Source organism: Paracoccus sp. NFXS7, from assembly GCF_040148865.1.
Lineage (GTDB): Bacteria > Pseudomonadota > Alphaproteobacteria > Rhodobacterales > Rhodobacteraceae > Paracoccus > Paracoccus marcusii.
On record NZ_JAKEKV010000016.1, the window covers coordinates 13,480 to 36,309 of the forward strand.

27 protein-coding genes and 1 pseudogene are annotated in these 22,830 nt (G+C 59.7%); 15 read left to right on the forward strand and 13 right to left on the reverse strand.

Features of this window, described 5'->3' with window-relative positions; translation table 11 throughout:
• Positions 1-102: 102 nt before the first annotated feature.
• A complete protein-coding gene (locus LZ686_RS17685) occupies positions 103-1,101 on the reverse strand; it encodes a hypothetical protein (protein ID WP_139598917.1) in 999 nt (332 codons plus the stop codon).
• A gap of 285 nt (positions 1,102-1,386) precedes the next feature.
• Here LZ686_RS17685 and LZ686_RS17690 point away from each other — a divergent pair, with 285 nt between their 5' ends.
• On the forward strand, positions 1,387-2,070 hold the full coding sequence (locus LZ686_RS17690) for a hypothetical protein (RefSeq protein WP_349548623.1): 684 nt from the start codon (positions 1,387-1,389) through the stop codon (positions 2,068-2,070).
• A 262-nt stretch (positions 2,071-2,332) separates the two neighbouring features.
• Here the strand turns inward: LZ686_RS17690 and LZ686_RS17695 are convergent, their stop codons facing one another.
• A complete protein-coding gene (locus tag LZ686_RS17695) occupies positions 2,333-3,427 on the reverse strand; it encodes an OmpA family protein (RefSeq protein ID WP_349548624.1) in 1,095 nt (364 codons plus the stop codon).
• Between the two features lie 183 nt (positions 3,428-3,610).
• Positions 3,611-4,240 (reverse strand): hypothetical protein, encoded by a 630-nt coding sequence (locus LZ686_RS17700; RefSeq protein ID WP_349548625.1) that lies wholly within the window; start codon positions 4,238-4,240, stop codon positions 3,611-3,613.
• 238 nt (positions 4,241-4,478) lie between these two features.
• Here LZ686_RS17700 and LZ686_RS17705 point away from each other — a divergent pair, with 238 nt between their 5' ends.
• The gene (locus LZ686_RS17705) at positions 4,479-5,012 is read left to right on the forward strand and encodes a response regulator (RefSeq protein ID WP_349548626.1); all 534 of its coding nucleotides are present in this window, start codon (positions 4,479-4,481) and stop codon (positions 5,010-5,012) included.
• A gap of 45 nt (positions 5,013-5,057) precedes the next feature.
• On the opposite strand, the gene LZ686_RS17710 is transcribed toward LZ686_RS17705, so the two are convergent.
• Positions 5,058-5,306: a hypothetical protein gene (locus LZ686_RS17710; RefSeq protein WP_139598914.1), complete on the reverse strand. Its 249-nt coding sequence runs from the start codon at positions 5,304-5,306 to the stop codon at positions 5,058-5,060.
• Positions 5,307-5,664: 358 nt separating this feature from the next.
• Positions 5,665-6,333 (reverse strand): DUF1236 domain-containing protein, encoded by a 669-nt coding sequence (locus tag LZ686_RS17715; RefSeq protein WP_139598913.1) that lies wholly within the window; start codon positions 6,331-6,333, stop codon positions 5,665-5,667.
• A 273-nt stretch (positions 6,334-6,606) separates the two neighbouring features.
• On the opposite strand from LZ686_RS17715, the gene LZ686_RS17720 reads away from it, so the two are divergent.
• Positions 6,607-7,101 carry a MarR family winged helix-turn-helix transcriptional regulator gene (locus LZ686_RS17720; RefSeq protein WP_218062307.1) on the forward strand — a complete coding sequence of 165 codons (495 nt, stop codon included), beginning with the start codon at positions 6,607-6,609 and terminating at the stop codon, positions 7,099-7,101.
• 612 nt (positions 7,102-7,713) lie between these two features.
• On the opposite strand, the gene LZ686_RS17725 is transcribed toward LZ686_RS17720, so the two are convergent.
• Positions 7,714-8,943 carry an AI-2E family transporter gene (locus LZ686_RS17725; RefSeq protein ID WP_139598912.1) on the reverse strand — a complete coding sequence of 410 codons (1,230 nt, stop codon included), beginning with the start codon at positions 8,941-8,943 and terminating at the stop codon, positions 7,714-7,716.
• A 490-nt stretch (positions 8,944-9,433) separates the two neighbouring features.
• Here LZ686_RS17725 and LZ686_RS17730 point away from each other — a divergent pair, with 490 nt between their 5' ends.
• Together LZ686_RS17730 and LZ686_RS17735 are read left to right on the forward strand one after the other, a co-directional pair.
• Positions 9,434-10,036, forward strand: coding sequence for a sugar transferase (locus tag LZ686_RS17730; RefSeq protein ID WP_502922029.1), 603 nt, complete (start codon positions 9,434-9,436; stop codon positions 10,034-10,036).
• A gap of 337 nt (positions 10,037-10,373) precedes the next feature.
• Complete coding sequence (locus LZ686_RS17735; RefSeq protein ID WP_349548627.1) at positions 10,374-11,264, forward strand: NAD(P)/FAD-dependent oxidoreductase; 891 nt, start codon at positions 10,374-10,376, stop codon at positions 11,262-11,264.
• A gap of 785 nt (positions 11,265-12,049) precedes the next feature.
• Here the strand turns inward: LZ686_RS17735 and copM are convergent.
• Positions 12,050-12,460 carry a CopM family metallochaperone gene (copM, locus tag LZ686_RS17740; RefSeq protein WP_139598910.1) on the reverse strand — a complete coding sequence of 137 codons (411 nt, stop codon included), beginning with the start codon at positions 12,458-12,460 and terminating at the stop codon, positions 12,050-12,052.
• A 143-nt stretch (positions 12,461-12,603) separates the two neighbouring features.
• Between copM and cueR (LZ686_RS17745) the strand changes: the two genes are divergently transcribed.
• The 3 genes from cueR (LZ686_RS17745) to LZ686_RS17755 are packed head-to-tail and all read left to right on the forward strand — an operon-like array spanning position 12,604 to position 14,275.
• The gene (cueR, locus tag LZ686_RS17745; RefSeq protein ID WP_349548628.1) at positions 12,604-13,056 is read left to right on the forward strand and encodes a Cu(I)-responsive transcriptional regulator; all 453 of its coding nucleotides are present in this window, start codon (positions 12,604-12,606) and stop codon (positions 13,054-13,056) included.
• On the forward strand, positions 13,056-13,511 hold the full coding sequence (locus LZ686_RS17750; RefSeq protein ID WP_349548629.1) for a DUF411 domain-containing protein: 456 nt from the start codon (positions 13,056-13,058) through the stop codon (positions 13,509-13,511). Before cueR (LZ686_RS17745) ends, LZ686_RS17750 begins: the two co-directional genes overlap by 1 nt.
• 2 nt (positions 13,512-13,513) lie before the next feature.
• Positions 13,514-14,275, forward strand: a complete 762-nt coding sequence (locus tag LZ686_RS17755; protein ID WP_218062308.1) for a glutaredoxin family protein — start codon at positions 13,514-13,516, stop codon at positions 14,273-14,275.
• A 21-nt stretch (positions 14,276-14,296) separates the two neighbouring features.
• Here LZ686_RS17755 and LZ686_RS17760 read toward each other — a convergent pair whose 3' ends face one another.
• Complete coding sequence (locus LZ686_RS17760; RefSeq protein WP_349548630.1) at positions 14,297-15,610, reverse strand: MFS transporter; 1,314 nt, start codon at positions 15,608-15,610, stop codon at positions 14,297-14,299.
• 9 nt (positions 15,611-15,619) lie between these two features.
• Positions 15,620-15,877 carry a metal-sensing transcriptional repressor gene (locus LZ686_RS17765; RefSeq protein ID WP_349548631.1) on the reverse strand — a complete coding sequence of 86 codons (258 nt, stop codon included), beginning with the start codon at positions 15,875-15,877 and terminating at the stop codon, positions 15,620-15,622.
• Between the two features lie 75 nt (positions 15,878-15,952).
• Between LZ686_RS17765 and LZ686_RS17770 the strand changes: the two genes are divergently transcribed.
• The 5 genes from LZ686_RS17770 (at position 15,953) to LZ686_RS17790 (ending at position 19,518) form a co-directional block, all read left to right on the forward strand.
• The gene (locus tag LZ686_RS17770) at positions 15,953-16,306 is read left to right on the forward strand and encodes a hypothetical protein (protein WP_246071368.1); all 354 of its coding nucleotides are present in this window, start codon (positions 15,953-15,955) and stop codon (positions 16,304-16,306) included.
• A gap of 58 nt (positions 16,307-16,364) precedes the next feature.
• Positions 16,365-17,099: a HupE/UreJ family protein gene (locus LZ686_RS17775; protein WP_042246643.1), complete on the forward strand. Its 735-nt coding sequence runs from the start codon at positions 16,365-16,367 to the stop codon at positions 17,097-17,099.
• A gap of 13 nt (positions 17,100-17,112) precedes the next feature.
• The gene (locus tag LZ686_RS17780) at positions 17,113-17,760 is read left to right on the forward strand and encodes a transmembrane anchor protein (protein ID WP_349548632.1); all 648 of its coding nucleotides are present in this window, start codon (positions 17,113-17,115) and stop codon (positions 17,758-17,760) included.
• A 648-nt stretch (positions 17,761-18,408) separates the two neighbouring features.
• Positions 18,409-18,639 carry a hypothetical protein gene (locus tag LZ686_RS17785; protein WP_349548633.1) on the forward strand — a complete coding sequence of 77 codons (231 nt, stop codon included), beginning with the start codon at positions 18,409-18,411 and terminating at the stop codon, positions 18,637-18,639.
• A 90-nt stretch (positions 18,640-18,729) separates the two neighbouring features.
• Positions 18,730-19,518 carry an SWFGD domain-containing protein gene (locus LZ686_RS17790; RefSeq protein ID WP_349548634.1) on the forward strand — a complete coding sequence of 263 codons (789 nt, stop codon included), beginning with the start codon at positions 18,730-18,732 and terminating at the stop codon, positions 19,516-19,518.
• A 133-nt stretch (positions 19,519-19,651) separates the two neighbouring features.
• On the opposite strand, the gene cueR (LZ686_RS17795) is transcribed toward LZ686_RS17790, so the two are convergent.
• Positions 19,652-20,146, reverse strand: coding sequence for a Cu(I)-responsive transcriptional regulator (gene cueR, locus LZ686_RS17795; RefSeq protein ID WP_349548635.1), 495 nt, complete (start codon positions 20,144-20,146; stop codon positions 19,652-19,654).
• Here cueR (LZ686_RS17795) and LZ686_RS17800 point away from each other — a divergent pair.
• Entirely contained in the window at positions 20,145-20,621 is a 477-nt protein-coding gene (locus LZ686_RS17800) for a hypothetical protein (protein WP_349548636.1), read from the forward strand. The genes cueR (LZ686_RS17795) and LZ686_RS17800 overlap by 2 nt on opposite strands.
• 35 nt (positions 20,622-20,656) lie before the next feature.
• On the opposite strand, the gene LZ686_RS17805 is transcribed toward LZ686_RS17800, so the two are convergent.
• Positions 20,657-20,815 carry a hypothetical protein gene (locus LZ686_RS17805; protein WP_349548637.1) on the reverse strand — a complete coding sequence of 53 codons (159 nt, stop codon included), beginning with the start codon at positions 20,813-20,815 and terminating at the stop codon, positions 20,657-20,659.
• A 286-nt stretch (positions 20,816-21,101) separates the two neighbouring features.
• On the opposite strand from LZ686_RS17805, the gene LZ686_RS17810 reads away from it, so the two are divergent.
• On the forward strand, positions 21,102-21,839 hold the full coding sequence (locus LZ686_RS17810; RefSeq protein ID WP_176695204.1) for a DUF8692 domain-containing protein: 738 nt from the start codon (positions 21,102-21,104) through the stop codon (positions 21,837-21,839).
• A gap of 62 nt (positions 21,840-21,901) precedes the next feature.
• Here the strand turns inward: LZ686_RS17810 and LZ686_RS17815 are convergent, their stop codons facing one another.
• Both LZ686_RS17815 and LZ686_RS17820 read right to left on the reverse strand, forming a co-directional pair.
• A complete protein-coding gene (locus LZ686_RS17815; RefSeq protein WP_349548638.1) occupies positions 21,902-22,732 on the reverse strand; it encodes a GntR family transcriptional regulator in 831 nt (276 codons plus the stop codon).
• Positions 22,729-22,830: pseudogene (locus LZ686_RS17820) on the reverse strand (IS5/IS1182 family transposase); the annotation flags it as partial. The gene LZ686_RS17815 and the pseudogene LZ686_RS17820, both read right to left, overlap by 4 nt.

Here is a 22,830-nt window from a genome sequence, read left to right on the forward strand (position 1 = left end):
TGTTCGTCACGACAAAGTTGGTGCAGCCAACAGAGTAATCGCTGCATCTGTCAACGTAGAAGACCCGGCACGTCTTGAGTGCCGGGATATTGTTTCGGGGGCTTACAGAACCCCTCGCGCCACACGGATCATCTGAAGAAGCTCGTAATTGGGATCATTCAGCCTAACGAGTTGCCCGTTCACGACAGCATAGTTCTCATCGTTTCCCAATCGTGGCAGGCGATAAAGGCTGATCAATTCATCCTGTGTCAAAGCAGCGGTCGGGGCGATTGGCGTTCCGGCCGTGAGATCTGGAACCTCTGCCATCTGATTGACCAGAAGCAAGGACCTGTAATCCTCATTGTCAAGCAGAACAGGCAATCCGTCGATCAACGCATACCGCTGGCCTTCTGGTGCAGGATCAATATCGAAAAGCGTTGCGATCTGATCCGACTGCAACAGCATCGACTCTGGATCCGGATCGACGAGAGCTTGGGAGCTGAGCCATTCGTCGCGGCGTTCGACCCAGATCGTGTCGTACCTATCCTGATCATAGGACGCCCATTCATCATAGGTGACACCATTTTTCGCCAAGCCTGGTGGAACGCAGGGGGGATCCTTCTTGGCAAGGCCGGGCGGGCAATTGAGATAGGTGATCAACTCGTCGCCGGGAACATTCGCCACAAGCAGCTGGGGAGTCAAAAAAGCCAGCGCGGTTGTGCCAAGCACGCGCCTCATGTCACGATCTGTGGGCGCTGCCGTTGATAAGAGGCCATCCAAAACCTCTGCGCGCTCTGCCGTCGTGAAGCGTTGCGCGCCTCGGGCGCCATTGTCGTTTTGTCCACGGTCATGCTCGGCGCTTCTGTTTCCTCTGGCAGCGTGATCATTTCTATTGCCCCTGTGGGCGTTCCCATTGCAGGGATTATCATTGCCGGCATTGCCCCGACCCCTTTTGGGCGGCTTGTCCTTGTTCTTGCCGCTGTTACCTTGAGCCAGCCAGATATGTTCGCTTGGCGCGCCCCCGGAGTGCGCACTGTGGCCATCTCCATGGAGCGGGGTAGCCAATGAAGCTGTCGACGACAAAGCGAACGCAATAGCGGTATTAACGAAGAACCTGGTCATGGCAGACACCTCCTGTTCGACAATTCACTGACTATCGGGCGACATGATCTTTCGAATTTGGTTTTCCAGCCAAAAATGGATTTGCCAAGCATCACGCGCTACCTGAGGTTACCTCAAGCAACTTGCAGTTGCTATCACATGTCGGTCGCGGGGCGTGAGATAGCGCATTCTTCGTCGAAAATCCCTTCATATTTTAGGCTAATCTAATTCTCTTATAAGTTGAATGATGCGGAACCCTGCTGCCGTAGGCGTGCGTTGGTGCTCCAGGCGGTCAATGGGAGACGCATGATGTTGAAGACTCCGTTCAAGGCTCTATTGGTGGGCAGTCAGATCGCTGCCACCAGCCTTATGGCAACGGCGGCCATTGGGCAGACCACCCAGATTGAGACCCCTCAGGGTTCCACGGTGATTGTTCCAGACAACGCGCTGGAGGAGGAGCCTTCCGGCGGTTTCGTCGCCGAGGGTGACTACCCACGTCTGGAAAGTATCGAGAACTATGAGGCGATCGCAGAAACCCTGTCAGATCAGGGGTATTCCGATATCTTCATCCAGCGTGAGGGCCCGATCCTGACGGTCACCGCGCAGCGCGCCGGGGTTCCGACCGAACTGGTCTACAGCACGGCCAACGGTCGTCTTGTTTCTGTTGATGGGGTCGAAACCCGCGCGGACCCCGAAGGATCGTCTGGAGGTGACGATGCCGGCCAAGCAGAGGCCGGAGCATCGGATGCAGGAGGTAGTAGCGATACACCGGATACCCCGGGTGGCGATGACGGCGCGAATGAGGGTAGCGCCGGTGATGACGGGGCCGATGGCGGGTCAGATGCAGGCGATGGCGGGGCTGACACTGGCTCGGATGGATCCGACGGTGGCGACGCGGATGGTGGCTCGGACGGCAGCGATTCAGACAGCGGCGCGGACGGTGGCTCCGAGGGAGGCGGTTCAGATGGGGGATCAGACAGCAACGGCTGATATCCCTCTCCAACCCGCTCTCCTGTAAGGAAACCCCCGCAGCATGGAGCTGCGAGGGTTTTCACAGGCGTGTAGATGCAGACGTGCGCCATACGAATTGCCTGATCTAATCTTCAGAGCTGCGCTGCACCTCATGTCATCGTAACAGCAGTCGTGAGAGGCGCATCTTAGGTGGTCCTACAGACATCAGTGCAGATTACCACACTGCTGCGCGACAAAGGCGGTCCCGACATGGGACCGCCAGATGGTAACATTATTCAGATCATTCAGTTGCCGCTGTCTGAAGCAGGTCGGTGATGCGCCGGACAGACGCACGACGGTTCTCGCGGACATCGCCCTCCTGCTGGATCCGTGGGAACTGTTCACCATAACCCTGGATGACCATGTTCTCCGGCGGAACCTGAAAATACTCGCTCAATGCCAGCGCCACAGACTCTGCGCGACGGTCCGACAGGGCGAGGTTTGCAGCAGGATCACCCACGGTGTCCGTATGCCCCTCAACCAGGAAGATTTCGTTCGGATTGTCCGCGATCGCTTCACGGATGACATTCCCCAAGGCAGTGAGTTTCCTAGCTTGGTCAGCATCAATCGCCGCCGAGTCCGTCTGGAATGTGACGCCGTTGACGTCAACGGAGGTGACCAGCGAGCGAACCTCCGAGATGTCGCGGATCTGCGACAGGCTGAACCGTCTATCAACGGCTAGCCGAGCCATCAGGGCCTCACGGAGCGCGGTTTCGTCCAGATCAGCTGCCGACCCGTCGAACGTCGGCGCTGGAGAGGGCAGGCTCGCGACATCAACGGGCTCCACGACCGACGTGTCGTCAAGCAGCATCGTCTGCTCCCCATCAGCCGAAATGAGCGTACGGCGCAGGATCCGCAGATCGGCGTCACGGATCGTGACAATACGGCTGCCATCCGACCGCGTCACGATGGTGCGCGAGGATCCATCACCGAAGTTCTCTGTCGCGACAGTCGACCCAGGTTGGCGAAGAAGAGCAATGTCATCCTTGATCAGCTGCTGGGTGCCATCGGAACGGGTCACAACGATGCGGTCGGGCGTCGACAGCGCGACTTGGCGATTGTTGCTGAGCATCGCGCCGACGACCACTCCGCCCAGGCCCAGCAGGATGGCATTGGCCAAATCATTGTCATCATCGTTGTCGCTGGACTGCTCCTGATTGCCATCGGCCGAGGTGGCTTGCTGCATGGTAGTCGCAAAATCTTCGCTCGAGGAACGGCTGTTTTCCTCGGTCACTTCCTCTTCGGTTACCTCGGCAGTAGCAGAGTCATCCAGCGCGGCGGCGGTTGGCGCTTCGGCAGTTTGAGCGGCCGCCTCGGGCGCGTCAGCAGTCGTCATCGGATTGTCTGCGCCGGAAGCGTTAGCGTCGGTTTGGGCTTCGCTCTGTCCGTCGGCGCCAACTGTTGACGGCTCTTCCGTTCCGAGAGGCAAGGGTGCCGCCGGGTTTGCCGGGGCGGTGCTGCCTTCGGTAGGCTCAAGCACATCCGTCAGGTCTTCTGTACCCGCCGGGGTCGTTTCCGCCTACGGTGCCATGCCAGTCGCTTCCGTCTCAGCACTCTCTTTCTCTGCCGCGATCGCGTCATCCAGCGCCGCCTCAGGGTCGGTGATGTTGGTGTCGGGCGTTGCTTCAACATCTGCCTCAGGGAGAGCGTCTACCCCTGGCGTCGTCACGTCGGTTTCGGCAGACGAGGCATCCGCACCAGGACTCACCTCGGCGGCGTCAGCGCCTTCGACAGGCGCAGTTTCCAGCGTTTCCGCGGTCGCCTCATTGGCTTCCGCCTCAGCACTCTCCTGCTCTGCCGCCATGGCTTCGTCCAGGGCAGCGTCATTTTTTGCGGCATCGGGTTCTGCAGTCACATCGGGCGCTGCTTCGGAGGTGGCCCCTGCGTCCGCCTCTGGCGTGGTCATTTCTGCCTCGACGGGTACGGCTGAGGCATCAGGACCAGTCTCGGCAGCGGCGGCCGCATCGCTGTCGACAGCGGAGGCTTCCGGCGAGGGTGCAGCAGCCGCATCGGTCTGCGGTACGACCTCTCCCGACGAGGACACGACCTGCGAGCTGCCATCAACCGCAGCTTGGGCTGCAACCATGTGCGGTGCGAGGAGCGAAAGGCAAGCCGCGATGGCTGTCGAGTTCTGAAAGATCCGGCGCATGATAGCTCCCCAAAATACAACCTGAGGTTGTTGCAGGGAATAACATGGTCGAGAGCGGACAGTTCCTGGGCTTCATCAAATGATGTTTGCCGCTCTGCGACCTGTTTCCGAGTGTCAGTTGGTCGCATCCTCAGGTTGAGCCTCATTCACATCATGTCTACTCATATACGGGAGCGATTTTTCAGTCTTGCAGCTTTACAGAAAGCCGCTTTCGCGATGACGACGGAACAAAGGGCTTATGACGATCGAGGACCGAGTGAGAAACACGGACACAGGCGGAAATGAAGCACCCGCGCGCTTATTACGCCCTGCGGACTTACGAGTATCCGATAGTGGCGGATCAGAAAAAGACGTCGGCCATGCGCCAAAGCATAAGATAACAACGGACCCATTGAGACCACTTAAGGCTCTTATCGTCGAAGACGACGCGCTCATCGCCTATGATCTCCAGATGATGCTCACCGACCTGGACGTCGAGGTCGTCGGCATCGCAATGACCGAACGAGAAGCCGCGAGACTTGCTGCCCTGCATCAGCCGGATTTTGCGACAATGGATGTCGTTCTGAGGGGAGAGTGCAACGGGATCGATACGGCGATAAGGATCTATCAGACGCACGGCATCCGATCGCTGTTCGTTACGGGTAACGTAAGTCCTGCTGCGCGGTTGCGCGGCGCACCGGCCAAACCGCTTCATTGGTTGGCCAAGCCGATTGTATTTCACAATCTTAAGGAAATTGTCAGGCAGTTCAGAGAAGATGATCCTGGCGTATGATGGTATGCAAGCAAAAATAAAGATCCTCGGGCGCGGGATGCATGGTCATTTGCGTCCACATCCAAAAGCGTCCGTTTTTAATTTTTGTTCCCACTCTGCCAATTGCACACCCAAACTCAGAATATAGCGAGCACCCGAGCTGAATAGCTCATCTGGTGGCAGTGATCCGTCCATCCGCGCATAGATTGCCTGTGCGGCCCCATACCCCGTCTTTGACGTAATGGCCAACGCCTCACCCGTTAATTCAAAATAGGTCAGAGCTGCATCAATCTGGCTTGCAAACATTTCGGCCATGAGAAATTGGGCCCGGAGGCCGGAATCTCTCATTGTACGCTCCGCCGTCGCATGTCCTCCCGGAGGCGATATTTGAATGCCACTAAATTTTCCCGACACAAAGATATTTTTTCATGGCAAGCCGGTGCAATTCCGCCGAATGCTCGGTGATATCTCGCTTCAGCGCATGATTAGAAAAAATGGAAATTCGATAAAAATTCTGATTGCTAGCTGACACTAGAAGCCTTTAGTCCATACTGCATTTATAAAGTACCCAAAAATTCTGCACCGCCACGAGGGCGATGCAGGTGTTTATATATTATTAGAAAAAGGTCACGAGTTACTCAGAAAATCTTAAACTTTGAAGATCAAGTGCTGTTTAACGATAGATGTAGGTGATCTGGCGATCGTTGGGGTCCACCAGCACCGTCTGTCCGTTGATCTGCGCATAGCGATAGTCCGGCTGGTCGGGGATCTCGTAGATGGTGACGTTCTCGGGGATACCTGCGCCCAAGACTACCTCGCCATCCAAATAGATCGGATCGACCGCGTTCGAGGTGACATAGGTCGTGACCTCGGTGGTCGGTTCCTCGGCTGCAGCCGCCCCGGTCGCGCCGCCGATCGCAAGGCCCGCAACCGCGCCGATGGGTCCACCGATCAGCGCGCCCATGGCCGCGCCGCCCAGGCCGCCCACGGCGGCGTCCTGCCCGGTGGTCGGGTCTTCGACCGGCGCCTCGATGATGGTCACGCCGACCGTTTCGCGGTTGGGATAGAGCGACACGACCTCGTCGCCCGCCTTGACGTTCAGATAGTCGCCATAGGCCCACCCCTCCAGGCCATTGCCGCTGATCTGGCACCAGTTGGCGCTGTCGATGCAGCCCAGGACCGAGACCTCTCCGCCCGTACCGATGGCGCCGATCACCCCGTGCTGCACACCGGGACCGGAGCGGACGTTCAGGTCGGTCGAGACGGTGGCCATCGTCTGTGCGGATGCCGCCCCGGCAACCGCCATGGCTGCGACGAATGTCGGAACAAAATACGTTCTCATGGTGATCTCCTACCTCGCAGGCAACACGCCTCGATGATGGCAGGCAAACTTGTCGTTATCGCAACCAGTTCCCGTATGGCGTGATGTTATGGTTAATTTTCCACGTTGGGTTGATTTCAGCTACGCGACATCCTCCAATAATGGACAAACCTGTTTTGGCAGGCTGGGTGACAATCTAGCGGATCTGGCTAACATGCGTCTTGCGACCCTTGATCAGCTTGAGACAGGCACGGAACAAGATCGTTCGACAGTATCCTGCCAAGGTCATAAGCGATGCATCGTATGAGCCGAGAAAACGAAACCCGCCGCCAGGTCGACAAACAGCTATCATTCGTACTCTACGGGGCAGCGAACCGGATCATGCGGATGCATCGGCCGTTCCTCGAGCCGCTTGGCCTGACCTTCCCCCAGTATCTGGTCGTCCTCGAACTGCTTGATACGTCTCCTCAATTAGTGGGCAAGATCGGTTCCAAACTTGGGTTGGATACCAGCACCATTACGCCAATCCTCAAGCGTATGGAGCAATCCGGGCTGATCGCCAGGAAGCGCGACATGCAGGATGAACGTCGGGTCATTGTCGAGCTGACACCTGCCGGACAAGCGCTTCAGACGTCGGTGTGGGCCGTTTCTGATCAGATCATGTCTGCTTGCCAGATCACGGATAGCCAGGCGGATGAGCTTCGTGAGGAACTTGATCGATTGGGCAGACCGGCACGCCCGGAAGAACAGCTCGAGACAATGAAGTCCGCTCCGGAAACCCGGCGGTGAGAGAAGCTCCGCCCTGACGCCTGCTGGTCCGTAATTTCTGCATTAGAGGAACCGACAGCCGGATATGCAATCTTCCCCGGATCACGGGCGCTTTTTGTCGGAAAGCGAGGAGGGCTATGGGCCACTCTGCCCTGCGCGGATGCTTTGATTGATGAACGGCTGCAGTCAGGGAGGAAACAGCATGGCTTTCGGCGGCACATCCTTCTGTGCGCTCCGTCAGCGCAAGAAACGGATGGTCTCAGCGTACAGCGGTTCGCGTCAGCACATTTGCCGCCGTCGAGGCCTTTGCAACAAGACAGACCAGCTGCGCGCGTCTGAGCGAGTCACGTAGAATGTCGCCCGGATTGGCGGCATCTCCCGCCGCTTCAACGGCTCTCAGAAACGTCGCGAAGTCTTTGCCAATGATCGTCACAGCCAGAACCCTCCCCATGAAAGGCTGAAGCATCGAGCAGCACAACCTGTGCGGTATCATACCCAATGTAACTCACCATTTTGGATATTCAATACTCATCGGTTCAGTTCCGCCAAATGCCGGGACTGCCACCTCACGGCCTCTGACCCTTCCCGCCAGTGTCAGGCTTCCGAAGCAGTCCATCGTCATCAGTGCTTCCGTCAGTGAGCTTTACTTGTCTCCGCTGCGACAAGGGCTTCCGTCGCGACCCGGGCCGCCGGCTCGTCTTCGGCTCCAGCGCCTGCGTCGACAAGGCTCTCGGCTTCCGCTTCATCCTCGTCCAGGACAGGCGGTGCATCACCGGCCAGGAAGTTTCCGAACTTCTCCCATCCCGGCACATGCTCTGCCAGAACGCGCATGACGACGAGGACCGGCACGGCAATGATCATCCCGATCACTGACCAGAGCCAGGCCCAGAGAGCCACGGCCAAAAACACGACCACGGTGTTCATCTGCAAACGTCGGGACACGAAGTAGGGCGTAATGATTTGGCCTTCCAGCGAGGTGAGGGTGAGATACGAACCCGCGACCATTGCTGGCCAGAACAATCCTGGCATGACGAGCATAGCCACGAACGCCGAGATCGCCACGCCGACGATCGCGCCGAGGTACGGGATATAGTTGAGGAGGAAAGCGCCGACCCCGAACAGGATCGCTCCTGGCATGCCCCAGGCCCACATGGTCAGTCCAACAGCCAGCCCCAGGCAGGCATTGATGATCGTGATGGCGCCGAGATAATTTCCAAGCGAGTCCTCGATCTTTCGCAATGCAAGGTAGGCGCCCCTCTTCTCGCGCATCCGATCAAAGCTCTGGACGATCTTGAGATGGAGCATGTCGCCGGACGCGATCATGAAGAACAGCAGGATCAGCGTGAAGAGGACCTGGCCCAGGAGCAGGGGCGCCATTTTCATGACGGTTCCCAAAGTGGTCTCACCCTCCTGCTCCACGCGGATTATGGGCGGCTGTCCGGGTTCCGGCTCTGCAGCTTGGGCATCATCGATACGCCTGGCCGCCTCGCGGAGACCTGACAGGCTTTCACCCAGGCTGTCGAACTTCTGGTTGAGCTGGTAGGAGATCACCGGCATCCGGCTCATCGCCTGGCTGAGCGGCCCACTGGCTGCATAGGCGATCACACCAACGGACAGGAGGATCGACAGGGTTATTGCCGCGGCCGTCAGGGCATTGGGCAGACCACGTCGTTCCGCAAGTCGACGCAAAGGCGTGAAGACGAAGAAGAGCAGCACAGCCATTGTGGCAGGCATCAGGAAGTCACGCCCTTCGGCGATCGCCGCGAATGCCAGGATCAGGAAGATGCCGATCACGGCCCAGTTCGCCAAACGGGGAACGGAACTTTCCTTGTCACCGCGAGCCGGCGCTTGCGTCTGATCCATCGTGATCTCCTCCCCCCACCATCAGTCGACAGCGTGCACGCAAATCGTGAAGATTTGCCCCGCTCCAAACTTAGCAGACGATCGCGGCCTCGCTGCGGAGTACAGGAATAAGGTCACTGAACTCCTCGGGCCAGTTGATCTTTGGTTCAGTCGCAATCAGCCAGATCAGCTGATGCGTCTGCCGCAGGTCTGTCGTGTGGCCAGCCTCTGCCCTTGATCGAAGGACTTTCTCCGCACCTGTCTATTACGATCCTGAACAACCTGACTAAAAAAAACCAGTTTGATAAAATTTTATCGAACTGCTTCATGGGCCAAGCCCGTACGAGCCTGTCGGGACGTTTTCCTGTTTGTTAGTAGGTTAGTTGTTGCGATGCGTATGCTCCGTGCTCAAAGAGATTTAGTCTCTGACTATCACCCCTCCCTTGCGGGCTATCCTGCACTTGCGGGACTGCATCGGTTTCGCAAAGGCAGGGATGTCCCCGTCGGGGGTATCGCCAAGCGTGGGCTGGACATCACGCTGGCAGTCCTTGGCCTGGTGCTGCTGGCGCCGTTGATCCTGGCGCTGGTCATCGTGCTGAAACTGACGGATTCAGGGCCGCTGCTCTATGGGCACCGCCGCATCGGCTTTGGCGGCCGCGAGTTCCGGTGCTGGAAATTCCGCACCATGGTCGTGAACGGCGATACCGTCCTGGAACAGTATCTGCGCAAGCACCCCGCCAAGGCGGCCCTGTGGTACGAACAGCGCAAGCTGGTCGACGATCCGCGCGTGACCCCTTTGGGCGCCGTGCTGCGCAAGCTGAGCCTGGACGAGCTGCCCCAGCTTCTGAACGTGCTGACCGGAGAGATGAGCCTGGTCGGCCCGCGTCCGGTCGTGCGGGAAGAGCTGGACTACTACGCCAGCTCCGCCCGGCACTATCTGTCGGCGCGGCCCGGGCTGTCCGGCCTCTGGCAGATCAGCGGCCGCAGCAACACGACCTATCTGGAGCGTGTGCAGCTTGACCGCTTTTACGTCATGAACTGGAGCCTATGGATGGACCTGCGCATCATCTTCATGACCATTCCCGCCGTGGTCATGTCCCGCGGGGCGCATTGAGCCTGCAGCAATTGCCTGCGCTCGGCTCAAAGAGCTACGAAGACAGATGATGGGGTGATCAAGCTCATCGAGAACGTGTCATCGCCGCTCTGAAGAAACAACGGGCCGGACTTGGGGTGAAAGGGCGAACCCAGAAGGGCGGCGTCCCGCGGTGAAATCATGAGAGGCAGCTTTTGGGAAACGGATCAGAAACACCTGCAGGACGCGCCTATTTCTGATTGCACCATACTCAAGGTGCCACCAAGACTAAGATTTGTGACCTCATCGGTTGTGACCAAGCCTGCCACATGCATTGCCACCGCGATGGCTCCGTGACCTGACAAAGGAACCTGCCCTAGTGGAAACGTCCGACATCCAGGATTGCGTTATCATCGGCGGAGGTCCTGCGGGACTGACGGCCGCGCTGTATCTGGCCCGTTTCCTGCGTCGGGTGACTGTATTCGATGGGCAGGACGGGCGCGCCTTGATGATCCCCAGAACACATAACCTGACCCCGTTCCCGGACGGCATCTCGGGGCAGGAGTTGCTGGGACAGATGCTATCGCACGCCCGGCGATATGGCGCGGTGGTCGAGGCCGGAACAGTCGAGAATGTCGAGCAACAGAGCGGCGTGTTCCGAGTGGTGGCCAACCGACGGATCGCACTGGCACGCAACGTGATCTTCGCGACCGGGGTCTTCAATCATCGGCCATCGATGGCTGCCGACGATCACGCAAAAGGATTGGCGCGAGGGCTCCTGCGCTATTGTCCCGTCTGCGACGCCTATGAAGTCCGTGACAAGCGTATCGCGGTTCTGGGGCGCGGCAAGCACGGCCTACAAGAGGCCAGCTTTCTCCGCCACTACTCCCCATTTGTCACCCTGATCTCTCCCGACGGCTCTTCGGTCACCGCGCGAAACGGCATCCGTATTTTACAGCCCGCGCTGATGGGCATTGCGCTGTCCGAGACAGAGGTTCTTCTCACCCTTCAGGACGGGCATACCCACCATTTCGATACACTCTATGTGGCTTTGGGAACGACCCCGCGCGCCGATCCGGCAATTCGTCTTGGCCTCGATCTGGATGACGCTGGCCATATCGCCATCGATTCAAAGCACAAGACCAGTGTGGATGGGGTCTATGCAATCGGGGATGTCATCGACGGACTGGACCAGATCGCTGTCGCGATGGGGCAGGGGGCCATTGCCGCGACCGCGATCCACAACGATCTGACTGCCTCGATATCCTGATCGCTGCGAAACAACGCCGCCCGGTTATTGAATGCCGTGCTGACTACCAGCCCACCCCAAGATTTCAAGAGAATGCCCTCAAATGCAGGGCATCACATGGAAAGTAGAACGCTGAACGGGGCCACCTTTTTGCACGAACCACTTAGTTGGAGATTGCACGCTGAAGGTCTTGCACAAGAGAACGTGGAAATCTAGCGTGACGAATGTGAGAGATCGCCTCCGGACAGGCGGCGGCTGTGGGCGACCGCAGCCGCCATTTTTTTTATTGTGTTGGTACAGGCAAAACCTCGCTCCGAAACAAGAACCAGCCCGAACTGAAAAAGGGCCCCGATACATCCGGGGCCCTTTCAGCTCGTGGGACCCTGTAAAAATACCACGTTCTTCAGCCTTCCGCCTCGGATTATCAGCAAAGCTATTCGCTTCTTGAAGCGTCGCGGCGACCCGGGGAAGCTTGGACACTTCGCCTTAATCTCCACGGACGGCATGGTTCATCTCAAGCGCATGGGGCCTTCGACCGCCACACGACGCGTCAGCTATAGTGCGCGATCCACTGAAATTTCCACGGGAGAGCCGCCCAATCCTGCGCCGACCGCCAATTCCGCCGAGCGACTTGTTTGGATGGTTGGCATGACCGGCACTTCGGTCATTCGAGATGTCCGGTCTGAGGTCGACCTTGCTGCCGATCTGTGTCTGGTGCCGGGGGCCATCCGCGCAGATGACTGTGGACAGGCTGATCTCCCACCACTGCTGCCGCGTCCTGTCCTCGTGCTGTGCAAAGCGGGCGATCAGCCGTCTTGCTCGGCCAACCACGCCTCCATCATCTTGATTTCTGCCTCTTGCGCCGTGATGACCTCCTCGGCCAAGGCGCGCACCTCCGGGTCCGAGCCGTGCTCCAGGACGATGCGGGCCATATCGATGGCGCCCTGATGATGGGGGATCATGCCCCGCATGAAATCCACATCCGCGTCGTTGGTGTATTCGACGTCCATGTTCATGTGCATGTCGACCATTGCCGCGCGATAGGCGGTCGTCGCAGGTGTATCATCGGGCTGCGCCCCCGACGGGTCCATGTCACCATGGTTAGAATGGTCCATCTGCGCCATTTCGCCATGGGCCGAGTGATCCATTGTCTGCTGTGCAAGGCTTGGCGTGGTCATGGCAAGGACGGTCAGCAGGATAGGGACGAATGTCTTCATGGCAGTGCTCTCCTCTTACTTCACTCCAGATAGTCCTTCCCATCGTTGTAAGGTCAATGGTGCCAGGATTTAGACATCGAGCCCTTGACCTTCCCATGATGGGAAGCCCCATGTCCTTGTCATCTCAACGACGGAGCCTTGTCATGAACATCGGAGATGCCGCCAGTCGCTCGGGCGTATCGGCTAAGATGATCCGCTACTACGAACAGATAGGTGTGATCCCGAATGCCAGTCGAACCGCCTCGGGCTATCGGGAATACGAACCGTGCGATGTCCATATGCTACGGTTCATCGCCCGCGCCCGCGATCTGGGCTTTTCCATCGCTGAGATCACCGAACTGCTGGATCTCTGGCGTGACAAGGACAGGCGCAGCGCCGACGTGAAGTCCCTGGCGCAGGCCCGGGTCCGGGACCTGCGCCACAAGATCGCCCATCTGCAGGACATGGCCGACACCCTTGAGGATCTGGCGAATGCCTGCGCCGGCAACGAGCGTCCGAATTGTCCGATCCTGCAACGGCTTGAAACGTCGGAGACGGGTGAAGGCACCGCGTCCCGCAGGCCGCCCGAAAAGGGTTTCAAGGAAAGGATTGGCTGATGATCGATCGACGGATGTTCACGACAGCGCTGGCGGTGTGCCTTTTGGCCACTCCGGCAATGACACGTGCCAATCAGCCACCGGTCCGGGCACGAGTGTTCCGCGCGCCTGATTGTGGATGCTGCGGCGCATGGGTCGCGCACCTTCAGAACCACGGCTTTCTCGTTGATGTGGTGATGACAGACGACATGCAGGTCGTGAAGGACCGCCATGCCGTGCCGACGCCTCTCCGTTCCTGCCACACAGCCCTGATTGATGGCTATGTCATTGAAGGCCATGTGCCCGCCGCCGATATCCGGACCCTGCTGGACCGGCGCCCGAAGGCCGAGGGCCTAGCAGTGCCCGGCATGCCAATCGGATCGCCCGGCATGGAGATGGGCGAGCAGCGCGATCCTTATGATGTCATTCTTTGGACCGGGTCTGACACCCAGGTCTTTTCAAGCCACCGAGGTTGATGATGACCCTGTCGGATACGAAAACCGCCACCCTCCATCGCATGGTGATGACCAAGCATATGTGCCCCTACGGCCTCAAGTCTTTGGACCTGCTCCGACGCGAAGGCTACCGCGTCGAGGACCATCATCTGGTCACCCGAGCCGAGGTCGATAGCTTCAAGGAACAGCATGACGTGGGGACCACGCCGCAGACCTTCATCGATGGTCAGCGGATCGGTGGCTACGATGACCTGCGGCGTCATTTCGGCAAGACTGTCCGCGACAAGACCGCAACGACCTATCGTCCGGTGATCGCGCTGTTCGCGATGGCCGCCGCGATGGCGCTGGCCACCAGCTGGGCCGCGTTTGGTCATTTGATCACCCTGGCCGCAGCGGAATGGTTCGTGGCCTTCGCGATGTGTCTGCTGGCCCTGCAGAAGCTGAAAGACGTGGAAAGCTTCGCCACGATGTTCCTAAACTATGATCTGCTCGCGCAGAGATGGGTACGTTACGGATACGTCTACCCCTTCGCCGAAGGCTTGGCGGGAATCCTGATGGTCGCGGGCGCGCTGATGTGGCTGTCGATCCCGGTGGCGCTGTTCATCGGCATCATCGGCGCGATATCGGTCTACAAGGCCGTCTATGTCGACAAGCGAGAGATCAAGTGCGCCTGTGTCGGCGGCGACAGCAATGTGCCCTTGGGTTTCGTTTCTCTGACTGAGAACCTGATGATGATTGCGATGGCGGTCTGGATGCTGATCAAGGTCACCATTCTGGGTCACTAGCGCAAGGACACTACCTCGACCTCACGGACCCACCGGCCATCGCCTGTGCAGATCGTCGATTACCAAGGGGTGGTGATGCCGCCCCATTCCTCCATGTTCACGCAGATGCGGATGATCAACCGGCAGGCTCGAATGATCATGCGCGACATCTGTCGGATCACCCGCAGGCCACAAACGCCACGCCAAGGCCAGCCCGATCAGGTCGATGATCGCCATGGCACCAAAGGCGGCTGTCATGCCCGCGCGCGCGCCCAGGTATCCGGCCAAGGGATAGCAGATCAGCCAGCAGGCATGAGACAGCGCGAACTGAGCGGCAAAGATTGCAGGACGGTCCTCGGCATGGGCAGACCGGCGCAGCAATCGGCCCGCTGGCGTCTGCGCGACAGAATAGCCGAAGCCCAGGATCAGCCACAGGACCAGCAGCGCGCCATAACTACCCACGACCATCCCGGAGGCAGTTCCGACAATCAAGGCCGCGGCACCTGCGATCATCACCGGCCTGTCCGACAGTCGGTCCAGAAGACGCGGCAGGGTCAGGGCGGCGACCATCGATCCCGCACCGAACGCTGCCAGGGCCAGCGCCACCTCTGGCTCCGACAGACCGAACCCTGCCTTGACCAGCACGACCGTGTTCACGATCACCATCGATCCGGCCGCAGCGACGGCCAGACTGATCGCCAGCAATCCGCGCAGACGCGGGGTCGCCAGATATAGGCGGATGCCCCGCGTGGTCCGGTCCCAGACCCCGCGCCTTGCCGCTGGCTGCAGTGAGGGCAGACGGACGCTGAGGACCAGCGCAGCCGAGGCGAAAAACCCGACGACTGTCCCGGCAAACAGGCTGTGAAAGCTGATGACGCTCAGAAGCGCCGCTGCCAGCATGGGCGAGACGAGGCTTTCCAAATCGTAGGCAAGGCGCGAGAGCGACAGGGCGCGGGTATAATCCTCCTCTTTGGGCAGGATGTCTGGAATGGTCGCCTGGAATGTCGGGGTGAATGCGGCTGAGGCGGCCTGCAGCAGGAAGATCAGCAGGTAGATCTGCCAGATCTCGGTCACGAAGGGCAGGCACAGCGCAATGGCCCCCCGGACTAGGTCCAGCGCGACAAGGGCCGACCGGCGCGGCAGGCGATCCGTGAATGCCTGCGCCACCGGCGCGACGCCGACATAAGCAATCATCTTGATCGCCAGCGCGGTGCCCAGCACCGCCCCCGCATCCGCCCCGGCCAGATCGTAGGCCAGAAGGCCCAGGGCCACGGTCATTAGCCCGGTGCCCAGCAGCGCGATCACCTGCGCCGCGAACAGATGTCGATAGGTGCGGTCGCGCAGGATGGCCAGCATGGAGTGTCCTTACAGCAGCTTGGTGATCGCCTTCATCTCGTCCAGTGTCTTCGCCGCGTCGTGGACCAGGCAGTGGTCGATATGATTGTGGATGAGCGCCCGCTTGGCAGAGGTCACAGCACTTTCCACCGCCGCCAGCTGGCGGGCGATGTCGAGGCAGGGCTGCTGTCCCTCGATCATGCCGATGACATGGCGCAGATGACCTTCGGCACGTTTCAGCCGGGCGACCAGGGCGGGGTGGGTTGCGTGAACATGCGGGTGTGACATACAGTCAGGCTATCCCCCCCTGGGGGATAGAACAAGACGGTGTGATCAGCGCGCCGCGAAACGACGGGCAGGCCGGTGAAACAGGTTCGGACATTGATGCACAGCGTGCTTGCAGCCCTCGTCTGCCTGTCGCTTGTCGTCTGGTCCCTTGCGCCAAGCGCTAGCCATGTCCCTTCCGTCTTCGAAGTGGTGGCCGAGCATACCGACATGATCGCTGATCATGGCCACTCGCACGGGTTCGAAGAGGATCTTGTCTGGGCGCTGCACGGTCACAGCCATGACGTGGCCGACCATGATCACAGCCAGGCCATGCTTGTCCCCGGCGCCGGTGCGCACCCAAGGGTGGCTTGGCGCGATACGTTCCGGCTGCGGGCGTCATGGGAAGGACCGCAGCGGGTCTATCTTATCGAGCGACCTCCGCGGGCCTGATCGGTGCCGCCACCGCGCGGTGTATCCGAACAGACAGACCCTTACCGGAGACTTTTCCATGACCTCGACCTCGGGGGTCCTGCGCGCCTTGGCACCACGCCAACCGGTCGCGCTGACCCTGATCCTGCTGGCGGCAGTCCTGCTGACGGCCGCCCAAGCTCTTGCCCATAACGTCACCGCCGGTGACGCGGGCTATATCCAGGAAATCTGGGGGGTGCAGATCATCCCCTTCATCTACCTTGGCGCCAAGCACATGGTGACCGGCTACGACCACATCCTGTTCCTGCTGGGCGTGGTGTTCTTCCTCTACCGGATGAAGGATGTCGGCATCTATGTCAGCCTGTTCGCCATCGGCCATTCGGTGACGATGCTGCTGGGCGTCTGGTATGGCTGGGGCATCAACGCCTACATCATCGACGCGATCATCGGCCTGTCCGTGGTCTACAAGGCACTGGACAACCTTGGCGCCTACCAGAAATGGTTCGGGTTCCAGCCCGATACCAAGGTCGCCACGCTGATCTTCGGCCTGTTCCACGGCACGGGCCTGGCCACGAAGATCCTCGACTATGACATCCCGCAGGATGGGCTTCTGGCCAACCTGTTGGCCTTTAACGTTGGCGTCGAGGTCGGCCAGCTACTGGCCTTGGCCGTGATCCTGATCGTCATGGGCTACTGGCGTCGCAGCCCCAACTTCCTGCGCCAGGCCACCATCGCCAACGTGGTGATGATGGTCCTGGGCATCTGGCTGACCTTCAATCAGGTCGCCGGCTACATCGCTTCCACCACTGCATAGATTGGATATTCCCATGCATAACGCACCCAAACCCAACATCGATGAGCTGCCCACCAAGGCGCAACTGCGCCGCTCCACGATCCTGGCCAGCATCGGTGCGGCGCTGATCGCGGTCACAGTCTATCTTCCTGCTGAATACGCCATCGACCCGACCGGGATAGGCCGGGTCATCGGCCTGACCGAGATGGGCGAGATCAAGGTCCAGCTTGCTGCCGAGGCCGAGGCGGATCGTCTGCTGGACGAACAGCGCGCCATTGAGCAGCCCTCTCCGGACCAGACGTCGAGCGTCCTGGATAGCGTGATGGGTCTGCTCGTCGGCACGGCTTATGCGCAAGAGGCGCCGCACACTTGGACGGACACCGTGACCTTTACGCTGCAGCCGGGCGACACAGCCGAGATCAAGCTGACAATGGCGGCTGGAGATGTGGCCGAATACGCATGGACCGCCGAAGGCGGTCGGGTCAACTTTGACCTCCACGCCCATAGCGGTGGTGAGTCCATCGACTACGAGCGCGGCAGCGGCGCGACCGACGGCGAGGGCAGCATCGAGGCGCCCTTCGCCGGTGATCACGGCTGGTTCTGGCGAAACCGCGACAGCACACCGATCACCATGACCATCAATGTGCGCGGCGAGTATAGCGCCGTTGTCGAAACCTACTGAGCCTCCGGGCAGCCACTCGTAATCGACGCGAATGGCTGCCCGGCCGTACCTTTTTGCGATGGCGATTATGTCGACGGTCGCGCGCCACAAGTCGTGTACGAGAGAAAACGGAAATTTAAGGTGATGCCTGTGAAAGATTGCCTGGGGATAGGCGGCGGCTGTGGGAAACCACAGCCACTATTTTTTCTAACTTCAACGTCATTGAGATCCCGGCGTCGAAACCAGAACCAGCCTGGACTGAAAAAGGGCCCCGATGGACCGGGGCCCTTTCAGCTCGTGGGACGCAAAAAAATTACCATAAGCATTGGCCATTCGCCTAGTGATATCAGGAGAGCTTTTCACTTCTAGATGCGTTGCGTTGACCTCGGCAAGGTTGGACACATCGCCGAGCCTCTACGATGCCAGTGATCTTGAGCGGATCTTTCGGAAGCCACTTTCCCCTCTCTGAGGTCCGCGGCTGCAGGTGCTTTTCGTGCAAGGACCTCTGGTTTCGCTGCACGCTGGTGAACGAAGTTGACTGTTACGCAGTCGTATTTTTGCCCGCCCACATCCGTCTTGAATATAGGCTGTCCGAATAGCCAACTTCACAATGTGCAAGAACGGCATATCTTCACCCTGTAGTTGTTCAGCGTAACCAAGGTAACCAGTATGCGCCGTATGTCGGATGACGTGATGTTTCGCCTGGCCATGTCTTTAGAGGACTGGGTCCTTATCGATAATGCTCTGACTGCCTATTCGCACAACGCTGCATATCGAAACGTGCGTGAGAAGCTCGACATGCAGGTGGCGATTGCCCGTGTGCTGTCAGGCGCATCTCAAAGTGCCAAGGTCAGTAACGCCCGCCGGCCTGGTGTGGAGAAACCTGCTTCCCGCCGATAACATTTATGTGCCGGAACGCTCTCGGTTGAGCCGCTGTTTCTCCCGCATCTGAGGTGCCGCTTGGCACCCGTGTTTTGAGGAGGACACGCTATGGCTAACGAATACAACGACCGCGATCGCATGGGTCGCCCCAGCCAGGACTATGGCAACCGCGACATGAACCGCAACTCGCGGGACTGGACAGACAAGGCCACCGATGAGGTCAAGTCGTGGGTCGGCGATGGCCAGGCAGAGCGCCGCCGCGACATGGACGAGGTTCGGGAAAACCGCGACCGCTACAGCGTCGGCAATCGGTCGGCGAACTACGATCGTGGATACGGACAGACCGGCGGTTATGGACGGGACGATGATGGCCATGGCCGTCGTGGCGGCTTGAGCGCGGATCCGCGGACCGGGTGGTCCCATGATCGCTCTGTCTCGAACAGCGGCTATGGACGCGGCGATCAGTCCTACGGGCGTGGACGCGTCGAGCAGGACGATGACCGCGGTTTCCTCGATCGGGCCGGTGATGAGGTGGCTTCGTGGTTCGGCGACGAGGATGCGAGCCGCCGTCGTGAGATGGACAAGCATCGCGGCACCGGGCCGAAGGGCTATATCCGGTCGGACGAGCGGATCAAGGAAGACGTCAGCGAACGCCTGATGGATGACGGCCAGCTGGACGCATCCGACATCGAGGTGATGGTACAAGACGGCGAGGTCACGCTGACCGGTACCGTTCCGGAGCGCTTTGCCAAGCGTCACGCCGAGGACGTCGCCGAGCGCGCTTCGGGTGTGAAGCACGTCCAGAACAATCTGCGCGTCGCGTCGGCTGGCCAGACGGGAACGTCGGCGACCTCGCCCCTTGTGGCTGATCCGACGCGGGATCGTGGCATCCTGTGACAGCAGGCACCTGCAGCGCTGGTGCTGCGGAATGGCTGAACATACACGAATTTGACTGCGGGCGCCTCACAGGCGCCCGCTTTTAAATGTTACGCACCACCCTCCATGGCGAACAAGGGCTGAACAGATCCGGTCAAGCGGTGGATTGGCCCTGTTTGAGAGTGCCGGACAGATGCGCGAGGCGGCCGACCGGAACGGCGCCGGGTGCCTGACGCGATGTCATCGGGGACATATTTGCATCCGCCGTTTCCAGCTCCTGCAGGATCGGACAGTTCGGACGATCATCGCCGGCACAGGTGCCGACCAGCGTTTCGAGCGTGTCGGCCATCACCTGCAGATCGGCGATCTTGCGTCGCATGTCATCGACCTTAGCCTGCGCCAACGCCTTTACATCCGCGCTGCGCCTGTCCGTGCTGCGCCACAGGTCGAGCAACTCGGATATCTCGTTGATGGAAAATCCGAGATCGCGGGCGCGAGCGATGAACCGAAGGATGTGAACGTCGCGCGGATCATAATCGCGATAGCCCGAAGCCGTCCGCGCAGCAGGCGGGATCAGGCCGATCTGCTCGTAATAGCGGATCATCTTTGCAGAGACCCCGGAGCATGCGGAGGCGTCGCCGATATTCATGGCTTTCGGCTCCCTCACCAATACCGCGGCAGTTAAGATCGCGGCCGAAGAATCGGTCAAGACGGATCACACATCCGTGGACACATTGACCTTACAACGGTGGGAAGGACTATCTGGCATCGCGGCAAGGGAGAAGACCGCTGATGACCAGGCAACAGGCCTCTGGACGGGGCTGCAAACCCCAGTGCCCTCTAGGTGGGCGATGATTGATCGAGATCTGCGCGACAGGCTTCTCGCTGCGGGCGTGTCCGAGGCGCAAGTCGGTGGCATCCTTGCCTGTCTCGACCACTTCGGCGGTGCGGCGGAGATCACCTCCGCCGCTGAATACCAGAGCGCCATAGCGGTCTATCTCGCACTGGACGCTCATTTGGCTCTCGATGATGCCCACAGCCCCGTTGCGCGCTACGTGATCCACCTCGGGACGCGACTGGCCGAGTGGGATGGCAAACATACCGTCCCGCTCGACCTTCGCTGATGTCGGGCGATACGCCGGACCGTGGGCTCAGGCGTCTAGTTGATACGCCAGGTCGTGGGGCACTTATCCGATACGACCCTCACTTTGCTGTTGAACACCATCTTACGGACATAGGCCTGCTCGACCTGCGCATCTGCACAGGTCTGAGCCATTCTTTGCAGGACAGCGCAGACTTGGGCGTCGATGATCGTCATGAGTTGCTCCTCCAGCTGGAATGCACGCGAGACGTGTAGTGAACCACACAGTTCACGCATTTGGCTAGGCTAAACTTCGAATGACGTCGATGGGTGGTCGGCAGCGCTTGGACCGGAGATCACATTGGTGGTGCAGCAGGGACGTCGATCAAGAGAGCTTGACGCGATTGTTGGAATATCCGTCCAGAGGCTATAGACTCATTGCTCTCCGCATTCTTGCGATCAAATATGCATACAATTACCACTCGCACACTGCGACCGATGATGAAGAAAGACAGTAGCACCCTTGACCGATCAGACAGCAAACAGACGGCATGAATGCTCCGCAGTCCCGTACAGGGTGATCGATGACAAATCTGCTATGAAAGTCGGGTTGCTGTTGGCGGGGGTCGCCTTGGTTCTCATCGTGATCCACATCATCACGTACAGCATGATGTTCTTGCAGGGACACGGCGAGGATGGGTTTGCCGGTGTCATCCATTCCTTCGTGAACCTGGGAGGCGACAACTCAGTCTCGGAGAACCTCAATCACGGGATGCTATTCATCTGCTTCACATCCTTTCTCTATGTGTTCCACAAGACCAGATCCCGGTTGTCGCTGTTCCTGTTCTCGTTCTTCGCCTTTGCCTGGTTTGATGACTCCTGCCAGTACCACGAGCGGTTGGGAATAATTCTCGCGCATGCGTTCGAACTTCCCGCGCTCTTTGGTCTTCGGGAGAAAGACCTGGGAGAACTCCTGGCCTGGGTCCTGGCGGCAGCAATCCTGGCTTCATTGGGGGTGTGGGCCTACAGAGGCCGGCGCAGTGGCGACGGCACTGTCTTGAGGAGCATCGTGTACCCGATAGCCATTCTGATCTTCTGCGCAGTGGTCTTCGACATCGCCCACATCATGATAGAGGGACCGATGGCTGATGTCGTGTTCACCGCCCTAGAGGATGGCGGTGAGATGATGGCGATAGCGGCTGCGGCAACCGTATCGCTGGCAATTCAAGGAAATTACGGCAAAATCTATCAGCGCGGGTGATGGCAGCGCATGCATCCGCACGTGTCCGTTTGGAACAGCGAGCGCTGTTGCAATCATCATCCCTAGTCGGATTGCGCTGAGGCCACGTCCTGCGCCGCGATGAAGCCGAGCGTTGATAGGCTGTGGCGCACCTTGCGCAGATGTGCCTCCATCTGCCGGGCGGCGGCGGAGTGATCGCCGGCCTCGATCAGATCAAGAATAGCCATATGCTCGCGCGACTGCCGGTAATAGCGCTCGCGGTCGTTCATCGCGCGATAGGTCAGCAGCCGCCGTACCCGGTTCACCCGCATCAGCGCCTGCAGCATGAAGGGATTGCCCGCGCCCGCCATGAGCGCCTCATGGAACTGGGCGCCGCGCAGGTACAACGTGTCGGGCGGGGCAAGGTCGATAGTGCCTCCCAGAAGGTCATCCTCGACGCGGCGCAGGCGGGCGATGTCGCCCTTGGGCAGCTGATAGCCGGGCAGGCGCAGTGCGGCGGGTTCCAGGATCAGCCGCATCTGCGTGGTATGGGCCAGCGCGTCCGGAGCAATCAGCTCCGTGTTGATGTTCCAGCCATATCCAGCCCGCTTTTCGGCAATCCCTTCACGGACCAAGCGGCCCATCAGCTCCAGCGTCTGCCGCTTGGTCAGGGCGAACCGGTCGCGGATCTGCTGTTCGGTGACCTGCGGGCCGAAGGCCTGTTCGGTCAGCATGAAGGCCAGACGCAGATAAGCCGCGTGGACGGGGTCGGGCGCCGTCGCGGGCGCCGCGGGGCCGTCATGGCGCACAAAAAAGCCGCGGTTCGGTTCATGGCGGACCTGCCCGGTCCGGGCCAACTTCTTCAACGCCTGCTCGACCGGCCAGCGCGAGACCGCAAATCGCCGTGCTAGGGTCAGGACTCGTTCTCGTTTCATAGCCAGAACATGACGGTTGCTGCGAGGGCGACGGCGGATAGGAATACCTTCGGGCATCGGTCGTAGCGTGTAGCGACCCGTCGCCAGTCCTTCAGGCG

What these genes read in the sequence shown, in the direction of transcription:
- LZ686_RS17685 (WP_139598917.1), bottom strand. Translation starts at nt 1,101, where the DNA reads ATGACCAGGTTCTTCGTTAATACCGCTATTGCGTTCGCTTTGTCGTCG.
- LZ686_RS17690 (WP_349548623.1), top strand. Translation starts at nt 1,387, where the DNA reads ATGATGTTGAAGACTCCGTTCAAGGCTCTATTGGTGGGCAGTCAGATC.
- LZ686_RS17695 (WP_349548624.1), bottom strand. Translation starts at nt 3,427, where the DNA reads ATGACGACTGCTGACGCGCCCGAGGCGGCCGCTCAAACTGCCGAAGCG.
- LZ686_RS17700 (WP_349548625.1), bottom strand. Translation starts at nt 4,240, where the DNA reads ATGCGCCGGATCTTTCAGAACTCGACAGCCATCGCGGCTTGCCTTTCG.
- LZ686_RS17705 (WP_349548626.1), top strand. Translation starts at nt 4,479, where the DNA reads ATGACGATCGAGGACCGAGTGAGAAACACGGACACAGGCGGAAATGAA.
- LZ686_RS17710 (WP_139598914.1), bottom strand. Translation starts at nt 5,306, where the DNA reads ATGGCCGAAATGTTTGCAAGCCAGATTGATGCAGCTCTGACCTATTTT.
- LZ686_RS17715 (WP_139598913.1), bottom strand. Translation starts at nt 6,333, where the DNA reads ATGAGAACGTATTTTGTTCCGACATTCGTCGCAGCCATGGCGGTTGCC.
- LZ686_RS17720 (WP_218062307.1), top strand. Translation starts at nt 6,607, where the DNA reads ATGCATCGTATGAGCCGAGAAAACGAAACCCGCCGCCAGGTCGACAAA.
- LZ686_RS17725 (WP_139598912.1), bottom strand. Translation starts at nt 8,943, where the DNA reads ATGGATCAGACGCAAGCGCCGGCTCGCGGTGACAAGGAAAGTTCCGTT.
- copM (WP_139598910.1), bottom strand. Translation starts at nt 12,460, where the DNA reads ATGAAGACATTCGTCCCTATCCTGCTGACCGTCCTTGCCATGACCACG.
- cueR (WP_349548628.1), top strand. Translation starts at nt 12,604, where the DNA reads ATGAACATCGGAGATGCCGCCAGTCGCTCGGGCGTATCGGCTAAGATG.
- LZ686_RS17750 (WP_349548629.1), top strand. Translation starts at nt 13,056, where the DNA reads ATGATCGATCGACGGATGTTCACGACAGCGCTGGCGGTGTGCCTTTTG.
- LZ686_RS17755 (WP_218062308.1), top strand. Translation starts at nt 13,514, where the DNA reads ATGACCCTGTCGGATACGAAAACCGCCACCCTCCATCGCATGGTGATG.
- LZ686_RS17760 (WP_349548630.1), bottom strand. Translation starts at nt 15,610, where the DNA reads ATGCTGGCCATCCTGCGCGACCGCACCTATCGACATCTGTTCGCGGCG.
- LZ686_RS17765 (WP_349548631.1), bottom strand. Translation starts at nt 15,877, where the DNA reads ATGTCACACCCGCATGTTCACGCAACCCACCCCGCCCTGGTCGCCCGG.
- LZ686_RS17775 (WP_042246643.1), top strand. Translation starts at nt 16,365, where the DNA reads ATGACCTCGACCTCGGGGGTCCTGCGCGCCTTGGCACCACGCCAACCG.
- LZ686_RS17780 (WP_349548632.1), top strand. Translation starts at nt 17,113, where the DNA reads ATGCATAACGCACCCAAACCCAACATCGATGAGCTGCCCACCAAGGCG.
- LZ686_RS17785 (WP_349548633.1), top strand. Translation starts at nt 18,409, where the DNA reads ATGCGCCGTATGTCGGATGACGTGATGTTTCGCCTGGCCATGTCTTTA.
- LZ686_RS17790 (WP_349548634.1), top strand. Translation starts at nt 18,730, where the DNA reads ATGGCTAACGAATACAACGACCGCGATCGCATGGGTCGCCCCAGCCAG.
- LZ686_RS17800 (WP_349548636.1), top strand. Translation starts at nt 20,145, where the DNA reads ATGGCTTTCGGCTCCCTCACCAATACCGCGGCAGTTAAGATCGCGGCC.
- cueR (WP_349548635.1), bottom strand. Translation starts at nt 20,146, where the DNA reads ATGAATATCGGCGACGCCTCCGCATGCTCCGGGGTCTCTGCAAAGATG.
- LZ686_RS17805 (WP_349548637.1), bottom strand. Translation starts at nt 20,815, where the DNA reads ATGACGATCATCGACGCCCAAGTCTGCGCTGTCCTGCAAAGAATGGCT.
- LZ686_RS17815 (WP_349548638.1), bottom strand. Translation starts at nt 22,732, where the DNA reads ATGAAACGAGAACGAGTCCTGACCCTAGCACGGCGATTTGCGGTCTCG.